General features: G+C 64.5%; 11 protein-coding genes. 3 read left to right on the top strand and 8 right to left on the bottom strand.

Features of this window, described 5'->3' with window-relative positions; translation table 11 throughout:
* Nucleotides 1-87 precede the first annotated feature (87 nt).
* From F8197_RS01825 to F8197_RS01805, 5 genes are all read right to left on the bottom strand, one after another.
* Nucleotides 88-1,881 carry a DUF885 family protein gene (locus F8197_RS01825; protein WP_152879538.1) on the bottom strand — a complete coding sequence of 598 codons (1,794 nt, stop codon included), beginning with the start codon at nucleotides 1,879-1,881 and terminating at the stop codon, nucleotides 88-90.
* A 7-nt stretch (nucleotides 1,882-1,888) separates the two neighbouring features.
* A complete protein-coding gene (locus tag F8197_RS01820) occupies nucleotides 1,889-4,072 on the bottom strand; it encodes a GGDEF domain-containing response regulator (RefSeq protein ID WP_152879536.1) in 2,184 nt (727 codons plus the stop codon).
* A gap of 51 nt (nucleotides 4,073-4,123) precedes the next feature.
* The gene (locus F8197_RS01815; protein ID WP_152879534.1) at nucleotides 4,124-6,334 is read right to left on the bottom strand and encodes a HAMP domain-containing sensor histidine kinase; all 2,211 of its coding nucleotides are present in this window, start codon (nucleotides 6,332-6,334) and stop codon (nucleotides 4,124-4,126) included.
* A gap of 86 nt (nucleotides 6,335-6,420) precedes the next feature.
* Nucleotides 6,421-8,076 (bottom strand): SulP family inorganic anion transporter, encoded by a 1,656-nt coding sequence (locus F8197_RS01810; RefSeq protein ID WP_152879532.1) that lies wholly within the window; start codon nucleotides 8,074-8,076, stop codon nucleotides 6,421-6,423.
* A 109-nt stretch (nucleotides 8,077-8,185) separates the two neighbouring features.
* Entirely contained in the window at nucleotides 8,186-8,770 is a 585-nt protein-coding gene (locus F8197_RS01805; protein WP_152879530.1) for a TetR/AcrR family transcriptional regulator, read from the bottom strand.
* Between the two features lie 161 nt (nucleotides 8,771-8,931).
* Between F8197_RS01805 and F8197_RS01800 the strand changes: the two genes are divergently transcribed.
* Both F8197_RS01800 and F8197_RS01795 read left to right on the top strand, forming a co-directional pair.
* A complete protein-coding gene (locus F8197_RS01800) occupies nucleotides 8,932-9,951 on the top strand; it encodes an SDR family oxidoreductase (RefSeq protein WP_152879528.1) in 1,020 nt (339 codons plus the stop codon).
* A gap of 2 nt (nucleotides 9,952-9,953) precedes the next feature.
* Nucleotides 9,954-10,928, top strand: a complete 975-nt coding sequence (locus F8197_RS01795; RefSeq protein WP_373996800.1) for a Ku protein — start codon at nucleotides 9,954-9,956, stop codon at nucleotides 10,926-10,928.
* Between the two features lie 28 nt (nucleotides 10,929-10,956).
* Here the strand turns inward: F8197_RS01795 and ligD are convergent, their stop codons facing one another.
* On the bottom strand, nucleotides 10,957-13,719 hold the full coding sequence (gene ligD / locus F8197_RS01790; RefSeq protein ID WP_152879524.1) for a DNA ligase D: 2,763 nt from the start codon (nucleotides 13,717-13,719) through the stop codon (nucleotides 10,957-10,959).
* A 156-nt stretch (nucleotides 13,720-13,875) separates the two neighbouring features.
* On the opposite strand from ligD, the gene F8197_RS01785 reads away from it, so the two are divergent.
* Nucleotides 13,876-14,226: a hypothetical protein gene (locus F8197_RS01785; protein ID WP_056146131.1), complete on the top strand. Its 351-nt coding sequence runs from the start codon at nucleotides 13,876-13,878 to the stop codon at nucleotides 14,224-14,226.
* A gap of 100 nt (nucleotides 14,227-14,326) precedes the next feature.
* On the opposite strand, the gene F8197_RS01780 is transcribed toward F8197_RS01785, so the two are convergent.
* Both F8197_RS01780 and F8197_RS01775 read right to left on the bottom strand, forming a co-directional pair.
* The gene (locus tag F8197_RS01780) at nucleotides 14,327-15,835 is read right to left on the bottom strand and encodes an efflux transporter outer membrane subunit (RefSeq protein WP_152879522.1); all 1,509 of its coding nucleotides are present in this window, start codon (nucleotides 15,833-15,835) and stop codon (nucleotides 14,327-14,329) included.
* A gap of 1 nt (nucleotide 15,836) precedes the next feature.
* Complete coding sequence (locus F8197_RS01775) at nucleotides 15,837-19,031, bottom strand: efflux RND transporter permease subunit (protein WP_152879519.1); 3,195 nt, start codon at nucleotides 19,029-19,031, stop codon at nucleotides 15,837-15,839.

Below are 19,031 nucleotides of genomic sequence, written 5' to 3'. Positions count from 1 at the left end.
ATGAAAACGGATGAAGTCGGATTGTTCAAAAGAACAATATTACTTCATCCGCCGTGGTAAAAAATGCGCCAATTGTCACCGTTGACGTTAATTTAGGCTCGGGTACGGGCTCTTGCCGCCTTCCTTGATGAACAGGTCGATCCGCGCTTCCAGCACCGGCAACGGCACCGACCCCAGTTGCAGCACGGTGTCGTGGAAATGACGGATATCGAACTTCTCGCCCAGCGCGGCTTCCGCCTTGCGGCGCGCCTTGATGATGCTCATCTGGCCCAGGTAGTACGACAGCGCCTGCCCCGGCCACGAGATGTAGCGATCGACCTCGGTTTCGATCTCGTGGTCCGACAGCGCGGTATTGGCGCGCAGGTAGTCCTGCGCCTGCTTGCGGGTCCAGCCCTTGCTGTGGATGCCGGTATCGACCACCAGGCGCGAAGCGCGCCACGCCTGGTAACTGAGCATGCCGAAGGTTTCGTACGGGGTCTCGTAGATGCCCATCTCGGCGCCGAGGCGTTCGGTGTACAGCGCCCAGCCCTCGCCATAGGCCGAGATGTACGCGTTGCGGAACGACGGCCGGCCCTTCTGTTCCATCGCGACCGGCATCTGGAACGCGTGGCCCGGGGCCGATTCGTGCAGTGTCAACGCCGGCATGCTGTACAGCGCGCGCGATGGCAGATTGTAGGTGTTGACGAGGTACACGCCCGGACCGCCCCGGCCCGACGTGTAGAACGGCGCCTGATCGGGCGGCACCGGGATGATGGCGAAGCGGCGGCGCGGCAGGTAGCCGAAATACTGGGCCACCTTGCCGTCGAACTTCTTGGCGACCCAGGCCGAGCGCATCAACAGCTCTTCCGGGGTCTTGGCGTAGAAGCGCGGATCGGTGCGCAGGAAGTGCAAAAAGGCCGGCAAATCTCCCTCGAAGCCGGTCTGCTTGATCACGTCCTGCATCTCGGCGCGGATCTTGGCCATTTCCGCCACGCCGATCTGGTGGATCTCGTCGGCGGTCAGATTGGTGGTGGTGAATTCGACGATCTTCGACTGGTAATACGCTTTGCCGTCGGGGAGGTTCTCGGCAGCCAGGTCTTCGCGCGCCTTGGGCACGTACTCGTCGCGCATGAAACCGAGCAGCTTGACGAACGACGGCTGCACCGCCGTGGCGATGGCTTTCACGCCCTGCGCCCGCAATTCGTCCTGCACCGCCGCCGGCATGGTGGCGGGCATGGTTTTGAACGGCTCATAGTAGATGCTGTCCTGCGGCGTTTTCGCGTCGGCCACCGAGGAGATCGACGAATCACGCCCCACCAGCGTCACCTTGGGCGGCGTGAAGCCGCGCGCCAGCCCGGCGCGCATGTTGACGACTTCCTCGTCGAAGTAACGCGGCACATCGTTCAACTGGCGGATGTAGGCGCGGTAGTCCTTCTCGGTGGTCATCGGGCGCCGCGCGGAATACGCCAGGTTGGACCAGAACGCGGTATCGGCGTTGAGCGGCTTTTCGTATTCGCGGAAGGCGATGTCCGCCACCAGCGCGGCAATCTGCGCCTTGTACACCTGGTAGTTGATATGCTCTTCACCGGACAGGTTGGCCGGGTTGATGCCGTCCAGCTTTTTCAGCACGCCCTGCCAGTAGGCCAGCCGCGTGGCCTGGGTGGCGGCGTCGATGCGCGGCAGCGCGGAACTCACGCCGCTTTCGCTACCCTCGTCGTCCTCGTCGCTTTCCTGCTTCTGCGTCTGGCGCCACTTCAGTTCTTCGGTGTAGATGGCCTTGAAGCGGGCGTCGGCCGGTCCGGGCCTGGCGGCCGCCTGGGCGTTCATCGACAGGACCAGGCAGGCGCCGGCAACCACGCCGGCAATGGTGCTGAACTCGATGGTTCTGAACTTCTTGTGCATAAGGCTCCTAGACGTCAAACAGATTGCGCCGCTCGCGCAGCAATTCGGTAAACTCGCCGGCGCTGACCGGGCGGCTGAAAAAGTATCCCTGCATTTCGTCGCAGCCGCGCTCGGTGAGGAACTGCACCTGCTCGCGCGTTTCCACGCCCTCCGCGATCACCTGCATATTGAGGTTGTGCGCCAGCGAGATGACCGACAGCGCGATCGCCGCATCGTTGGCGCTGGTCGTGACGTCGTCAACGAACGACTTGTCGATCTTGAGGGTGTCGATCGGAAAGCGCTTGAGGTAGCCGAGGCTCGAGTAACCGGTGCCGAAGTCGTCGAGCGAGATCGATACGCCGATGTCCTTGAGCCGGTGCAGCGCGGCCACCGCCTTGTCCGGGTCGCCCATCACGGTACCCTCGGTGATCTCCAGGCCCAGGCACGACGGCGCGATACCGAAGTGGCGCAGCGTATTTTCCACGTACGGCACCGTGGCGTCGTTGGCGAACTGGCCGGCGGCCAGGTTGACCGATACCTTGACCTCGCCGAGCCCCTGGTCCTGCCAAGCGCGAATTTGTGCGCACACGCTTTCCAGCACCCAGTCGCCGATCGAATTGACCAGGCCATATTCTTCGGCCAGCGGGATGAAACGGTTCGGTGGCACCCGGCCCAGCACCGCGTTATTCCAGCGCAGCAGCGCCTCGGCGCCGGCCAGCCGGCCGCTGCGCAGGCACATTTGCGGCTGGTAGTGGACTTCGAATTCGTCGCGGGCGATGGCGCCGCGCAGCTGGCTCTGGATCGCCAGCTTGTCGCGGATCTCGGCGTCCATCCGCTCGGTGAAAAAGGCGTAGTTATCGCGACCGGTTTCCTTGGCGCGGTACAGCGCGGTGTCGGCGCTGCGTATCAGTTCGTCGAAGCTGTCGCCGTCGGTAAGGCTGACGGCGATGCCGATGCTGGCGGTGACCGTGATCTGCTGGCCGTCGATCACCAGCTCTTTGCGCAAGCCGGCCAGGATTTTCTGCGCCAGCGCCATGGTGGCGCCCAGCTGGCTGTCGTCCTGCACCACGATCTGGAATTCGTCGCCGCCCTGGCGGGTGACGATGTCGCCCTCGCGCACGCTGTCGGTGAGGAAGTGCGACACCACCTGCAACGCCTTGTCCCCTACCTCGTGGCCGTACGAGTCGTTGATGCTGCGGAAGCGGTCGAGGTCGAGGCACATCACGGCAACGCAGCGGCCGTCGCGGCGGGCGCCGGCCAGCGACTGCTCGAAGCGCTGGCGCGCGAGCAGGCGGTTGGGCAGCCCGGTCAGTGCATCGTGGTGAGACAGGAAGTCGATCAGGTGCTGCTCGGCCTTGCGCTCGGTGATATCGAGGAACAGCGCTACGTGGTTGGTGACCTCTCCCGCCGCATTGCGCAAAGTGGAGGCGCTGAGCAGGCCGGGATAGGTTTCGCCATTCTTGCGCCGCGCCAGCAGCTCGCCCGACCAGTGGCCGCTCCTGGCCATGGCCTGCACCACCACGCCCAGGTTGGCGGCATCCTGTTCACCGGCATGCAACATGGTCACATTGCGGCCCAATACTTCTTCCCGCGTGTAGCCGGAAATTTGCGTAAAGGCGGGATTGGTGGCGACGATGCGCGCCTCGGGGTCGGTGACGACGATGGCGTCGCGGGTGGCCTCGAACACCTGGCTCGACAGGCGCATGAATTCCTCGTTGGCGCGGCGCTGCTCGATCTCGCGCGCCAGTTCGGCCGTGCGTTCGGCCACCCGCTGTTCGAGCGTGGCGCGCTCCTGCGCCAGCGCGTGCTGGGCGCGGCCCAGGCGTACATGGGCGTCGGTGCGGGCCAGGATTTCCTCGGCCTGGAACGGCTTGGCGATGAAGTCCACCGCGCCCAGGGCGAAGCCGCGCACCTTGTCGTCGGTGTCATGCTGGGCCGAGAGGAAAATCACCGGCACCTGGCGCAGTTCCGGCGATTCCTTGAGGCGCCGGCATACTTCGAAGCCGTCGATGCCGGGCATGCGGATGTCGAGCAGGATCAGTTCCGGTGGGCGCGATTGCGCAGTCCACAAGGCCAGTTCGCCATTGGGCGCCTGCCGCACGGAGTAGCCGGCGTCGGTCAGCAGGTCGCTGAGGAGCTTGAGCGAGGCCGGCGTGTCTTCCACGATCAGCACTTCACCCTTGGTGTGTTGTTCCGATAAGTCCCGGTGCATGAATACTCTCTATCGCGCCAAATGCGTGTGATCCAAACGTCATCATATACCTCAACTGCCTTGTGCTCCAGCCTGGTCCAGTAGCGTGCACAGTTGCGGGTACTGGTGCAGCCGCACCATGTGCTCGATGCCGTCGACCACGGCATGCAGTTCGGGTGGCAGCGGCTCCAGCAGCAGCGCCACGCGGGCCAGGTTCAGTTCCTGCAACGCCGCCTTGAGCTGGGCGCGCAGGTCCGGCGCCAGCTGCGCCAGGTCGGCGGCGGCCAGCGGCACGGCGGTGCGCAGACCGGCGCCCTCGGGCGGCGCGGTCAGCAAGCGGCGCGCGCGCTGCATTTCCTGCGCGCTGATGCCGCCCGCCGCCGCCAGCTGCGCCGCGTCGGCCACCGGCGCGCAGATGGTGAACCGGAACGTGGCGCCAGCGCCGCGTACCGACTGCACCGACAGCACGCCGCCCATCAGTTGCACGAATTCGCGCGAAATGGTCAGGCCCAGGCCCGTGCCCTCCTTGGCGCCCGGCCCTTCCGCCTGGATGAACGGCTCGAAAATGCGGGTCTGGTCGATGGGCGAGATGCCGGGGCCGTCGTCGATCACGGCAAACGCCAGCTCGCACTGGCCACCATCGACCGGCGTGCCGGCCACGCGCAGCGTGACATTGCCCTGGCCGGTGAATTTGACCGCGTTCGACATCAGGTTAAGCAGCACTTGCCGCAGCTTGGTGCCGTCCACCCGCGCGCCCGGCGGCAAACCGACGGCGTCCAGCGTCAGGTGTACGCCGGTCTGGCCGGCGCGCATGCTCACCATGTCCATCACTTCCTGCAGCACGTCATCGATGCGCACCGCCTCGGTTTGCAGCATGGCGCGCCCGGCCTCGATGCGCGAGAGTTCGAGGATGGCGTTGATCAGCGTGAGCAGGTGTTCGCCCGAGCGGTGGATGATGGCGAGATTGCGCTTCTCCTCGGGCAGCATGTGCTTGGAGTCCGCCATCAGGCGCGAAAAGCCGATCACGGAATTGAGGGGCGTGCGCAGCTCGTGGCTCATATTGGCCAGAAAAATGCTCTTGGCCTGGTTGGCCGCCTGCGCCTGACGCACTGCCACCGACAGCGCGTTGGTGCGTTCGGTGACCAAATCTTCCAGGTGGATGCGGTGGCGGCGCAGCTCCTGCTCGGCGGTTTTCTGCTCGGTGACGTCGTAACATACCCCCACCATGCGCGCGGGGCTGCCGTCCGGGTCGCGGAAGATCACCGCCTCGCCGTGCAGGTAATGCAGCGAGCCGTCCGGCCACCGCACGCGGTATTCGCTGTCGAAGTCGCCGGCGCCGGCCAGCGCGCGCGTGAGCAGTTCGTGCAGCGGCACGGCGTCATCGGGGTGCACCATCAGCATCCAGTTTTCGACCGCCGACCGGTGCGGCCCGGTGTGGCCGTCTGCCACCCCGTACAGCCGGTGCATCTGCTCGTCCCACACCATGCGGTCGGTGTGGATATTCCAGTCCCAGATGCCGATCGAGGCCGCGCTGCTGGCGATTTGCAGCCGTTCCTCGCTGTCGTGCATGGCCTTGTAGCGGCTGTCCATCAGCTGCACCATTTCGCGGATCGAGGCGTTGAGGGTGCGCAGTTCGCCGAAAAACCAGTCGCGCGGCGGCAAGGCGCCCGGGTTCTGGCCGGCCTTGACGTTGGCGGCATAGCGTTCGATGGTGGTGATCGGCTTGAAGATCATGTGCGATAACAGCAGGTACAGGCAGAACACCAGCGTCACGTCGAGCACGAAGATCATGCCGGCGATGGTATAGAGACGCTGGCGCAGCTGTTCGATCATCGCCTCCGGCGAGGCGTACACGGTAATGGCGCCGATCAGCTGCCCGGCGGCGACGATGTCGCGCCGTTCCGACAGCAGGTCGGGGTTGTCGGGCAGGCGCGTGGTTTCGTGCAGCTGCCCCTGCTCGTTGCGGGCAAGGATGAAGGCCTTGCCGCCGGTGGCCGGCGTGACCGCGCCGGCATACAGGTCGCGGTTGCTCAAGCCGCTCTTGATGATGGTGGTGATCTGGTTGTCGTCGAAGTTCCAGGCCGGCAGTGCCACGGCGGCCGCCAGTTCGTCGGCGCTGTTGGCCAGGGTTTTGTGCAACTGCTCCCAGCGCTGCGCGCGTTCGAGCGAATAGAAATACAACGCGAAGGTGGCCAGCACCACGGTGACGACGGCAGTCAGCGTCACGCTGACGAAGGTGGCAATCGAAATTCGTCCCGCACGGCGGGCAAGTCGGTGCAGCATCGGTAGATTATCAGCGGGCCAGCGGTGGGTGGATGTGGAACGTTGCCCTTGATCATATTGTCAATCCGGCCGGAAGTCCATGCGTATTATTGCTGGCCGGCCTGGATGTGGTCGCAGGCCATCGCCGTGCTGAGGAACAGTTTGCCGTTCAGGTCGCGCAGCAGGTCGCTGTGGCGCAGGCGGTCCATCACCGGCCCCTTCACCTCGGCCAGGTGCAGGCCGATGTTGCGCCGCTTGAGGCTCTGATTCAGTTCCGCCAGCGCGTACAGGGCGGTGGTGTCGATCGAGCTGACCGCCGTCATCACCAGCAGCAGGTCGCGCGCGCTCTGGTGGGTGCGCAGTTCGCACTCGATCCGTTCGCTCACCGATTCCACGTTGCCGAAGAACAGATTGGCGTCGATGCGCAGGATCAGCAGTTCCGGCTGGGTGGCGGCCGGATAGCGCTCGATATTGCGGAAATGCTCGCTGCCCGCGATGCGGCCCAGCACCGCGATATGCGGGCGGCTGGCGCGCCAGATCAGGGTGCCCATCGACAGCGCCACGCCCACGATCACGCCCGCCTCCACGCCCAGCACCAGCACGCCCAGGCAGGTGGCGGCCCACGCCAGCACGTCGCTGCGGTCGTACGACCAGGCGGTGCGCACGATGCCCAGTTCCAGCATGCCCAATACGGCAACGATGATGGTGGCGGCCAGCACCGGCAGCGGCAGCAATGCCAGCCAGCCGGTGGGCGCCAGCAGCGCGCAGGCCAGCAACGCCGCCGTGATCAGGCTCGCCAGCGGGGTGTTGGCGCCGGCCGCGAAATTGACGGCGGAGCGCGACAGGCTGCCGGTGACGGGAAAACCGCCGGACAGTGCGCTGGCCACGTTGGCCGCACCAAGGCCAATCAGTTCATGGTTGCTGACCAGCTTTTCATTGCGCTTGAGGGCCAGCGACTGCGCCGCCGACATCGACATCAGGAACACCATGAAGCCGATCAGCAGGCCCGGTTGCAGCAGCGCCGGCCAGTGCGCGCTGGACGTGGCGAGATTGAGCCCCGGCAGCCCGGCCGGCACCGCGCCGGTGGTGCGCACGCCCAGGTCGTGCAGGCCGGTAAAGGCCATCAGGGCGATCCCGCCCAGCACCACCAGCATCGGCGCGAGCTTGGCGCCGATGTCGGCCGCCAGCGGCGGCAGGCCGCAGGCGCGCAGCACGCCGGCCAGGTACCGGCGCGCCAGCAGCAGCAACGCCAGCGAACCCACGCCCAGCAGCGCACTGGGCAGATGCACGTGCAGCTTCAATACGTCGGCGATCGGGACGCCCAGCAGGGTATGTACCTGGTCGAACGCGATCACGATGGCCGAGCCGACGGTGAAGCCGCTCATCACGGGACGCGAAAAGAAATTGGCGAGAAAGCCCATGCGCAGCAGGCCGCACAGCAGCAGAGTGGCGCCGGCCACCAGCGCCAGTTGGGCCGCCAGCACCGCAGCCAGGGTGGAACCGGGTACGGCCAGCGGGCCGATGGCGGCGGCTGTCATCAGCGAGATGATGGCCATGGGGCCGACCGATTGCGTCATGCTGCTGCCAAACAGCGCATACACCACGGGCGGCATGATGCTGGCGTAGAGGCCCACCACCGGCGGCAGCCCGGCCACCATGGCGTAGGCCATGCCCTGCGGGATCATCATCATGGCCACGACCAGGCCGGCGCTGATATCGCCGGGCAGGAGCGCGCGCCGGTAGTGCTTCAACCAATGCAGCATGCTGGAATTCGAAAAACGGGGAAAGCGACAGGGTACGCGATAGACCGGGGGCGGTCCAGCGCCAAATGCGTTTTTCGCATTTGCTAATGCGAAAAACGCATAAGAAGAATCAGCTCGCGTCGCTTCGCGGTATTTGCTCGCGCACCGCCGCCAGGATTTCCTGCGACAGCGCTTCGTCATTGACCGCGCGGGCCAGTACCATCGCGCCCACCATGGCGGCGTAGGTGGCCAGTGCTTGCTGGCGAACGGCGGCGACATCGGCACCTTCGACTGCCAGGCATTTTTCCACTACCGCGACCTGCCCCGCCACGCCAGCTGTCATCGCACTGCGTGCGGCCGGCCCCAGCCGCGCCACGTCAGGCCCCAGCGCGGCGATGGCGCAGCCGTTTTCGGGGTGATCGCGGTGGCGCGTGGAGAGGTAACCGCTGGCGAGTTCGGACAGGCCGGCGACCGGATCAGTGGCCGTCTTTTCCTGCCAGCGCTGCACCGACCGCTGCAAGGCGTGCGCCGTGGCCTCGGCCAGCAAATCCTCTTTCGAGGCGAAGTGGCCATAAAAGCCGCCGTGCGTGAGGCCTGCGCCTTTCATCAGGTCGGCCACGCCGATGCCGTCATAACCGTTCTGGCGAAACAGCCGGGCGGCGGTTTCCACGATGCGCTCGCGGTTGAGCGCCACCTGTTCCCTGCTGACTTTCATGCGCGGCCTCCCGTTCAAGATGCCTTGATTATACATGACGAGGATAATCTATAGGCCGGTATGACTAGCAGCGCCGCGCAAATCCGGGCTTATGTGGCGAAACGCACCGTCATCGTAAGGGACGGCGCCAATACTGGCAGTTCATTGCAATCGGAGGCAGCATGGACAACCAGCATAATCGAGGTAACCGCAGCGGTAGTACCACCGGCACCGCCAGCCAGCAGCGCGAGATCCAGCAGCGCCAGGACCAGGCCGACCAGCAGAAAAAACAACGTTCGGGCGGCAGCCAGTCCGGCGAGCGCCAGGGACCGGTGCAAACCACCGACCATGACTACCCCGGCACGCCCCTGCCCGCGCAGCACCTGGCCAAGCCGGGGCTCGAAGCCCAGATGGAACTGCAACCGGAATTCATGGCCCCCGACTACCAGGGCAGCGGCAAGCTCGAAGGCATGGCCGCCATCATCACCGGCGGCGATTCGGGCATCGGCCGCGCCGTGGCGGTGATGTATGCCCGAGAAGGTGCCGATGTCGCCATCGTCTATCTCGAGGAAGACCAGGATGCGATCGACACGAAGCGTTACGTGGAAGCGGAAGGCCGCAGCTGCCTCCTGATGCGCGGCGACGTGCGCGAGGCGCAATTCTGCCGCGAGGTGGCCGAACAGGTGCACAAGCGCTTCGGCCGCCTCGACATCCTGGTCAACAACGCCGCATTCCAGGAGCATGCCGAGAAAATCACCGACCTCACCGAGGAACGGTTCGACATGACCATGAAAACCAATGTGTATGGCTACTTCCACATGGCCAAGGCGGTGGTGCCCTTCCTGAAAAAAGGCGGATCGATCATCAACACCGGTTCGGTCGTTGGCCTCAAAGGCTCGGCCCACCTGATCGACTATTCGACCACCAAGGGTGCGATCCACGCTTTTACCATGTCGCTGGCGTCGAACCTGCTGGAGCTGGGCATCCGCGTCAATGCGGTCGCGCCCGGCCCGGTCTGGACGCCGCTCAATCCGGCCGACCAGTCGCCCGACAAGATCACCGAATTTGGCGCGCAGGCCGACATGCGCCGTCCGGCCCAGCCGCAGGAGCTCTCACCCGCTTACGTGTTCCTGGCTGCGCCTTCATGCGCGAGCTACATCACCGGCATCGTGCTGCCGGTAACCGGCTCGGTGGGGAGCTGACCGTGGCCGCCCGCGCGTTGTGGAAAGGCGCCATCAGCTTCGGCCTGGTGCATATCCCGGTGGACCTGTACACGGCCGTGCAGGAGCACGACCTCGACCTGTCGATGCTGGACCGGCGCGACTTTTCGCCCGTGGGCTACAAGCGCTATAACAAGAAGAACGGCAAGGACGTCGATTGGGACGATATCGTCAAGGGCTACGAGTACGAAGACGGCGAGTACGTAGTGCTGTCGGACGAAGACCTCAAGCGCGCCAACGTGGAGGCCACCGGCACCATCGACATCCAGGCCTTTGTCGATGCGGCCGACGTGCCGCTCACCTATTACGAGCACCCCTATTATCTGGCGCCTTCTAAGGGCGGCGCCAAGGTGTATGCTCTGCTGCGCGAGACACTGCGCAAGGCCGGCAAGATCGGCATCGCCACGGTGGTAATCCGCACCAAGCAACACCTGTGCGCGCTGGTGTGCATGGACGACAAGATCGTGCTCAATACGCTGCGGTTCGAGACCGAGATCCGCGACAGCGAAGACCTCAAGCTGCCACCCGTCACGCTCAAGGGCGCCGGCATCAGCGACAAGGAATTGAACATGGCGCTGTCGCTGGTCGAAGGCATGACCGAGGAATGGAAGCCGTCGCAATACCACGACACCTACAAGGAAGACGTGATGGCGCTGATCAAGAAAAAGATCAAGGCTGGCCAGACCAAGACCCTCACCGCACCGGAACCGGAACGCAAGGCGCCCAAGTCGTCGAACGTGGTGGATTTGGTGGCATTGCTGCAGGACAGCCTGGGCAAGCGGCCGGGCAAAGCGCCCGCCAAGGCCAGACCGGCTGCTGCAGACGAAGATGAGGCGGAAGAAAAGGCGCCGGCGCCGCGCAAGCGGGCTGCCGCTGCCAAGTCGGCCCCTGCCAAAGCCAAGGCGGCGGCGCCTCGCAAGCCTGCGGCCAAGTCATCGACTGCGCGCAAGGCGGCTTGACGCAATGGCTGGACGAGAACGGTGCTCCTCACTTCTCCGGTTTAAAGTCGAGCATCTTCATCGCCGGCGCCAGTCCCTTGGCGGCCTTGGCATAGCCGTCCCACGGCGCATTGCCCACGTCCAGCCGCGTGTGCACAGTGGCGACCGTCCAGTGGTCGCCGCCGCGCAGCTCGCCCAGTTCTTCCCAGCTCACGGGCACCGAAATCCCCAGCCCGGGCCGCGCCCGCGCCGACCAGGCGCACGCGGTGGTGGACCCGCGACCGTTGCGCAGGTAATCGATAAAGATCTTCCCTACCCGGTTGCTCGGTCCACTTTTGAGCACGAAGCGCTCGGGAATATTCTGCGCCATGTGCGCGACAATCGCCTGCGAGAACCCCTTCACGTCATCCCAGCCGTAACCGGGCTTGATTGGCACCACCACGTGCAGCCCCTTGCCGCCGCTGGTTTTTAAAAATGCCGGCAAGCCCAGGTGATCGAGGAAGGCCTTCATCAGGGTGGCCGCCTCCTGCACCTGCTTCCAGTCCACGCCCTTGCCAGGGTCTAGGTCGAACACCATGCGATTGGGCTTGTCGTACGACGCGGCATTGGCGTTTTGCGTGTGCAGTTCCACCACGTTCCACTGCGCTGCCGACAGCAAGCCCTTTTGCGTCGCAACTTCCAGCATCGGCGCGTGCCCGGGATCGAGCGACTGCTTGAGGTTCTTGACGCCGTCCATCTTGTCGGTATCGGCATGCTTCTGGAAAAACAGCTCGCCACCGACACCTGCCGGCGCGCGCACCAGCGAGACGGGACGGCCTTTCAGGTGCGGCAGCATCAGCGCGCCCACCAGCGCGTAATAGCGCACCAGGTCGATCTTGGTGGCGCCGGTTTGCTTGTCGATCACGCGATCTGCGTTGGTGACCTTGAGAGATGCGGGCAGCTTGCCCGCCACCATCGGTTCAGTATCGGTATCTGTCACAGCTTGTTCCTCCTTCAGGTGCGCAGGCAGCTCACGCACGATGGAAGTGGCCTGCTTGTCCTTGCGCAGTCCCTTGAAGACCGCGTGCCGGATCGAACCGGCGCTGGTCCATTCGCCGAACGCCACTTCCGCCACCAGCGTGGGCTTGAGCCAGTGCGCTTTGCGGTCGATCACGCGGCTCGGCGCAAACGGGCTTTTTTCGACCGCCAGCTTGTCCATTTTCGCCTTCAGGTCGCGCAAGGCAGCGCCATCGAAGCCGCTGCCCACATTGCCGGCGTAGCGCAATGTTCCGTCGGCGTCGTAGGTGCCCAGCAGCAGCGAGCCAAAGCCGCTGCGCGCGCCCTGCGGATCGGTATAGCCGCCGATGACGAACTCCTGGCGCTGGCCGCATTTGAGCTTGATCCAGCTGCCGCTGCGCCGCGCCGTGTAAGACGCATCGCGCCGTTTGCCGATAATGCCTTCGAGGCCCATGCTGCACGCGGCGGCAATCATGTCCTCCGGCGCTGCGGCCAGTGCGGCGCTGTAGCGTACCGTGTCGCTGGGGCGTTGATCGAGCACCGCTTGCAGCTGCGCGCGGCGTTGTTCGAGCGGCGTGTCGCGCAGGTCGCGGCCATCGAGGTATGGCGCGTCGAACAGAAAGTAGACGACGTCGCCCGGGGCGTTGGCGTCAAAGGCGTTTTGCAGCAGGCCGAAGTCGGGTCGGCCCTCGTCGTTGTGCACGACGATTTCGCCGTCGTACCAGCCGGGCGGCAGCTTCATGCTGGCCAGTGCCTTTTGTAAGGGCTGCAGCTTGTGGGTCCAGTCGTTGCCGTTGCGGGTAATCAGGCGGATATCCTTGCCATCGATGCGCGCCAGAATGCGGTAGCCGTCGAACTTGATTTCAAACAGCCAGTCGTCACGGTTCGACGGTGGGCCGTCCACCAGCGTGGCCAGTTGTGGCGACAGTTTTTCGGGCAGCGCGACTTTGGGTGGCGCCTTGCCCGCTTTTGCCGGTGTGGCTGCCGTTGCGACGCTGCTGCCGCTGTTGCCCTGAGCCGCCTCGGCGGCATCGTTGGCCTTGGCCGCTTTCGTGGCCTTGACAGTCTTCGTGGCCTTGACAGTCTTCGTGGCCTTGACAGTCTTCGTGGCCTTGACAGTCTTCGTGGCCTTGACAGTCTTCGTGGCGTTGCTGGCCTTGGCCGCTTTCGTGGCTTTGCTGGCCTTGGCCGCCTTTGTCGCTGCGGTGCCGGGGCCGGTATCGGACGCCTTTGCTGCCGCCGGCGTCAACCTGCCCGCCCCCTCGGGCATTGGCAGCGCCTTCACGCTGTCGGGCATTTCATCGATCACGGAAAATTCGGTGGCCGGCCGCGCATAATCATCCTTCTCCTTGATCAGCAGCCACGGCTCCTGCTTTTCGCCCTTGCCGCGCATGCGCACCAGTACCCAGCGGCCGCGCAGCTTGTGGCCGTGCAGCGTGAACTTGAGGTTGCCGGCGGCGAGGCCCTTGCGCGGATCATCGTGCGGCTGCCAGCTGCCCTTGTCCCAGATGATCACCTTTCCGGCCCCGTATTGCTTGGCCGGGATCGTGCCTTCGAAGTCGTTGTACGAAATCGGGTGGTCTTCCACGTGCACGGCCATGCGCTTGTCGTGGGTGTCGTAGCTGGGGCCCTTGGGCACGGCCCAGCTCATCATCACGCCGTCGAGTTCCAGGCGGAAGTCGTAGTGGAGGCGGCTGGCCCAGTGTTTCTGGATCACGAACGCCAGGTGCTCACCGCCCTCGGCGCCGCCTTCGGCCGGTTCCGGGGTGATGGTGAAGTCGCGCTTGGACTTGTAGGTTTTGAGGGAGGCTGTCATTCCTCCAGCGTAGGCCCGGCGCTGCTTGGACTCTGTGCGATGGCGAACATGTAAGCGATTGTAAAGGCCGTCAACGACGGCGAATCGGGCCGCGTTTTACGCTCAGAGACACGGGAATAGTCCCGGGCCCTATCAACCGAAACGAGGAACTTCATCATGAAAAAACTTATCGCTACCGTGATCGCCGGCCTGTTCGCTACCGCAGCTTTCGCTCAAACGCCTGCTACTACCCCGGCTGCACCAGCTGCTGCCAAGGCCGAAGCGAAAGAAGCCAAGGCTGATGCCAAAGCTACCGCCAAGGAAACCAAGGCCCATATCAAGGCCGATGCCAAAGCCGCCAAGGCAGAAGCCGAAGCCAACAAGGACGTCGCCGTAGCGCAGGCCGATGCCAAAGCCGACAAGGCCGACGCCCACGCCAAGGCCCACAAAACCAAGGCCAAAGCCCACGAAAAAGCGGTGAAAGCCGATGCAGCGGTCACCCCTGCCCCGGTTACCCCAGCCAAGTAATTCATCTCCATTCAGCCCCGTACCGGGGTTGAAGCGTGAAGTAAAAACGGACCCTCGCGGGTCCGTTTTTACGTTGAGACCTTCTCGGGTCTTGTCGCCGTTACTGCTGCGCCACCGTCTGCACGGTCGGGCTGTCCCAGCCGCCGCCCAGCGCCCGGATCAGCGCCACCGTGGTTACTGCGCGGTTGCCGCGCAGTTGCACCGCCGTGCGCTCCACCGCTGCCAGGTTGCGCTGCGCGTCCAGCAGGTCGATATAGCTCGACCGGCCTGCCGCGTACAGTTTTTGCGCCAGGTCGGCCGAACGGCGCGCCGACACCAGCGCCGCTTCCATCTGCGCGGTTTGTCCGGCCAGGATGCGCAGGCCGGCCAGGTTGTCTTCCACCTCGGCGAATGCCACCAGTACGCTCTGGCGATACGTGCCGACCGATTCTTCCAGCGCGCCTTCGCTGCGCGTGATGTTGGCCTTGTTGCGGCCACCGTCGATGATCGGCATCGACATCAGCGCGCCCAGCACCCACGAACGGCTGCTCCACTCGAACACGTTCGAGAACGACTGCGCCGCCGCACCGCCGCCGGTGGCGCTCAGGTTCAGCGCCGGGAACATGGCCGACCGGGCCACACCGATGCGGGCGTTGGCCGCTTCCATGGTGCGCTGCGCGGCAGCGATGTCGGGACGGCGCTCGAGCAGCGACGACGGCAGGCCGGCCGGTACCACCGGCAGCAGCGCGGTGTCGAGCAGCGGGCTGGCGCCGGCCGTGTAGCTGGCCGCCGGTTTGCCCAGCAGGACGGCCAGAGCATGCTCGGCCGTCACGCGCTGGCGTTGCAGGCCGATCGCTTCGGACCGCACTGTCGCCAGTTCGGTCCTGGCGCGCGACAGGTCGAATTCACCGATATCGCCCAGGTCGAAGCGGCGCTGGTTGACCTTCACATCCTCTTCCCGCGTTTGCACGGTGCGGGCCAGGGTTTCCAGTTCGGCGTCGGTGGCGCGCAGACGGAAATAAGTCTGCGCCACGTCGGCTTGCACCGACAGCAGCACCGAGCGGTACGTCGCTTCGACCGAGGCGGCGTCGTTGCGGGCCGCAGCCACGTTGGACGACACGCGGCCGAACAGGTCGATCTCGTAGCTGGCCGACAGGTTGGCGCTGTAAGCGTTACCGGGACGGACCGGTGTGCCGTCAGGCAGGCCGAGCGACGGCGCCGAAGCGCGCTGGCGCTGGGCGCCGAGGTTGGCGCCTACTTGCGGAATGCGGTCCGCTTCGGCCACGCCGGCAATCGCGCGGGCCTGCTTGACGCGGGCGGCCGCCACGGCCAGGTTGGCGTTGGCGCGGGTGGCTTCGGCGATCAGCTCATTCAAAGCGGTATCGTTGAAGGCGAGCCACCATTCGCCGCGCGGCTGCGCTTCGGCGGCTTGCGCCTGTTTCCAGGTGCTGCCGTCGGCAGCGGTCTGGATGTGGATGGCCACTTCCGACGGCACCGGCGCCTGCGATTCCTTGAAGGCGGTCGGCACGTCGATGGCCGGTTGCTTGAACTCGGGTGCGGCGCATGCGGTCATCAGCAATGCGGCCAGCACGGGAGCCACGCCTTTGGCGATCATCTGCAGCTTGTTCATATTAGTGGGTCCCTTCCAGTTTTGGTGCGGTGACGACGGTCTCGCCGGTCACCACGGTTTTCTTGCGTTCCAGCCTGACCGACAGTTTGCGCAGCAGGACGTAGAACACGGGCGTCAGGAACAGGCCGAAGAAGGTCACGCCCAGCATGCCGGCAAACACCGCCACGCCCATCGCATGACGCATTTCCGAACCGGCGCCGCTCGAGAACACCAGTGGCAGCACGCCCATGATGAAAGCGATCGACGTCATCAGGATCGGACGCAGACGCAGGCGGCACGATTCCAGCGCCGCTTCCACGATGGTGCGGCCGTGCAGTTCCAGTTCGCGGGCGAATTCCACGATCAGGATCGCGTTTTTCGACGCCAGCCCCACCAGCACGAACAGGGCGATCTGGGTAAACACGTTGTTGTCGCCAGCGGTCAGCTTCACGCCGATCAGGGCGCACAGGATCGACATCGGTACGATCAGGATCACGGCCAGCGGCAGGGTCCAGCTTTCGTATTGGGCAGCCAATACCAGGAATACCAGCAGCACGCACAGCGGGAACACGTACATCATGGTGTTGCCGGACAGGATGTCCTGGTAGACCAGTTCCGTCCATTCATACGAGATACCCTTCGGCAGCACTTCCTCGACGATCTTGGTCATCTCGGCCTGCGCTTCGCCCGACGACACGCCAGGGGCCGGTGCGCCGTTGATCTCGGCGGCGACGAAGGCGTTATAACGCTGCACGCGGTCCGGGCCATAGCTGTCTTTCACGCGCATCAGCGACGACAGCGGGATCATTTCGCCACGGTCGTTGCGGACCTTGAGCTGGCCCATGTCTTCGGCGTGCGAGCGGAACTGCTGGTCGGCCTGCACGCGCACCTGGTAGGTACGGCCAAACTGGTTGAAGTCGTTCACGTACAGCGAACCGAGGTTGATCTGCAAGGTCTGGTAGATCGTGTTGAGCGGCACACCGAGCTGCTTGGCTTTCACGCGATCGACGTCGGCGAACAATTGCGGCACGTTGATCTGGTAGCTCGAGAACACGCCAGCGAGTTTCGGGTTGGTCGCAGCCTTCGCTTGCACCGCCTGCACCGCTTTATACAGCGCGTCGTAACCGAGGTTGTCGCGGTCTTCCAGCATCAGCTTGAAGCCACCGGTGGTACCGAGGCCGTTGACCGGCGGCGGCGGCAGCACCATCACGAACGCACCTTCGATGGCGCCCATGCGCTTGTTGATTTCGCCGGCGATCGCTTCGGCCGACTGCTCCTTGCCGGTGCGCTCGTGGAAGTCGCTCAAGCCCACGAACACGATACCGGCGTTCGGCGCATTGGTGAAACCGTTGATCGACAGGCCCGGGAATGCGATCGAGTTGGCCACGCCAGGGATGTCCTTGGCGATGTCCGACATCTTGCGGATCACGGCGTCGGTACGGTCGAGCGAGGCGGCATCAGGCAGCTGGGCAAAGCCGATCAGGTACTGCTTGTCCTGCGCCGGCACGAAGCCCGGCGGCACGACCTTGAACATGAAACCGGCAGCGACGGCCAGCACGGCGTACACCACCAGCGAACCACCCTTGCGTTTCAGGACGCCGGTCACGCCTTTTTCATAGTTGTTCGACGCGCGGTTGAAGAAGCGGTTGAACCAGCCGAAGAAGCCGCCGAATACCTTGTCCATGCCACGGGTGACGATGTCTTTCGGGGCATCGTGCGGTTTCAGCAGGGCTGCAGCCAGGGCCGGGGCCAGGGTCAGCGAGCTGAATGCCGAAATCACGGTGGAAATCGCGATGGTCAGCGCGAACTGCTTGTAGAACTGGCCGGACAGGCCGGAAACGAAAGCGATCGGCACGAACACGGCGCACAGCACCAGGGCGATCGCAATGATCGGACCACTGACTTCTTTCATCGCCTGGATCGTCGCATCATGCGGCGACAGGCCGTCGTGGATGTTACGTTCCACGTTTTCCACCACCACGATCGCATCATCGACCACGATACCGATGGCCAGCACCAGGCCGAACAGCGACAGCGTATTGATCGAGAAGCCGAAGGCCAGCATTACTGCAAAGGTACCCACCACCGATACCGGCACGGCCAGCAGCGGAATGATCGAAGCGCGCCAGGTTTGCAGGAAGATGATCACCACCAGGGCCACCAACACGATCGCTTCGATCAGCGTGTGGATCACCGACTTGATCGATTCGCGCACGAACTGGGTCGGGTCATAGACGATGTCGTAGGCGACGCCTTCCGGGAAGTCTTTCGACAGGCGTTCCATGGTGGAGCGCACGTCGGCCGACAGTTGCAGCGCGTTGGCATTCGGCGCTTCGAAAATCGGAATCGCGGCAGCCGACTTGTTGTTCAGCAGCGAGCGCAGTGCGTACGAGTTCGAACCCATTTCGAGGCGCGCCACGTCTTTCAACAGCGTGACGGCGCCGTCGGCGCTGGCCTTGACGATGATGTTGCCGAATTCTTCTTCACTTTGCAGGCGGCCGTGGGTGTTGACGGTGAGCTGGAAGTCCGCGCCCTTGCTCGGGCCCTGGCCAATCACACCTGCCGCGACCTGCACGTTCTGCTCGCGGATCGCATCGACGATGTCACCGGCGGTCATGCCGCGTGCAGCGACTTTTTGCGGATCGAGCCATACACGCATGGCGTAATCGCCGGAACCGAACAGCTGCACCTCGCCCATGCCGGGCAGGCGCGCCAGTTGATCCTTGACGTTCAGCACCGCGTAGTTACGCAGGTACAGGTCGTCGTAGCGGCCATTCGGCGACACCAGGTGGACCACCATGGTCAGATTGGGCGACGACTTGACGGTGGTCACGCCGATCTGGCGCACTTCTTCCGGCAGCCGTGGCAAGGCGCGCTGGACGCGGTTCTGCACCTGCGTTTCAGCCTGCTCGACGTTGGTGCCGATCTTGAAGGTGACGGTCAGCGCCAGGGCGCCATCCGACGTATTTTGCGAGGACATGTACAGCATGTTCTCGACACCGTTGATCTGCTCTTCCAGCGGCGCGGCCACGGTTTCGGCAATGATCTTGGGGTTGGCGCCCGGGTACTGCGCGCGTACTACCACCGATGGCGGCACCACGTCCGGGTACTCGGAGATCGGCAGCTTGAAGATCGAGATCAGGCCGGCCACAAAAATAATGATCGACAGGACGGCCGAGAAAATCGGCTTGTCGACAAAAAATCGGGAGATGTTCAT

This window comes from Duganella sp. FT27W (assembly GCF_009295655.1).
GTDB classification, from domain to species: Bacteria; Pseudomonadota; Gammaproteobacteria; order Burkholderiales; family Burkholderiaceae_D; genus Rugamonas; species Rugamonas zoogloeoides.
This window is presented reverse-complemented; position numbering and strand designations above follow the sequence as displayed.

What these genes read in the sequence shown, in the direction of transcription:
- F8197_RS01815 (WP_152879534.1), bottom strand. Translation starts at nt 6,334, where the DNA reads ATGCTGCACCGACTTGCCCGCCGTGCGGGACGAATTTCGATTGCCACC.
- F8197_RS01805 (WP_152879530.1), bottom strand. Translation starts at nt 8,770, where the DNA reads ATGAAAGTCAGCAGGGAACAGGTGGCGCTCAACCGCGAGCGCATCGTG.
- F8197_RS01825 (WP_152879538.1), bottom strand. Translation starts at nt 1,881, where the DNA reads ATGCACAAGAAGTTCAGAACCATCGAGTTCAGCACCATTGCCGGCGTG.
- F8197_RS01800 (WP_152879528.1), top strand. Translation starts at nt 8,932, where the DNA reads ATGGACAACCAGCATAATCGAGGTAACCGCAGCGGTAGTACCACCGGC.
- F8197_RS01820 (WP_152879536.1), bottom strand. Translation starts at nt 4,072, where the DNA reads ATGCACCGGGACTTATCGGAACAACACACCAAGGGTGAAGTGCTGATC.
- ligD (WP_152879524.1), bottom strand. Translation starts at nt 13,719, where the DNA reads ATGACAGCCTCCCTCAAAACCTACAAGTCCAAGCGCGACTTCACCATC.
- F8197_RS01810 (WP_152879532.1), bottom strand. Translation starts at nt 8,076, where the DNA reads ATGCTGCATTGGTTGAAGCACTACCGGCGCGCGCTCCTGCCCGGCGAT.
- F8197_RS01780 (WP_152879522.1), bottom strand. Translation starts at nt 15,835, where the DNA reads ATGAACAAGCTGCAGATGATCGCCAAAGGCGTGGCTCCCGTGCTGGCC.
- F8197_RS01775 (WP_152879519.1), bottom strand. Translation starts at nt 19,031, where the DNA reads ATGAACATCTCCCGATTTTTTGTCGACAAGCCGATTTTCTCGGCCGTC.
- F8197_RS01785 (WP_056146131.1), top strand. Translation starts at nt 13,876, where the DNA reads ATGAAAAAACTTATCGCTACCGTGATCGCCGGCCTGTTCGCTACCGCA.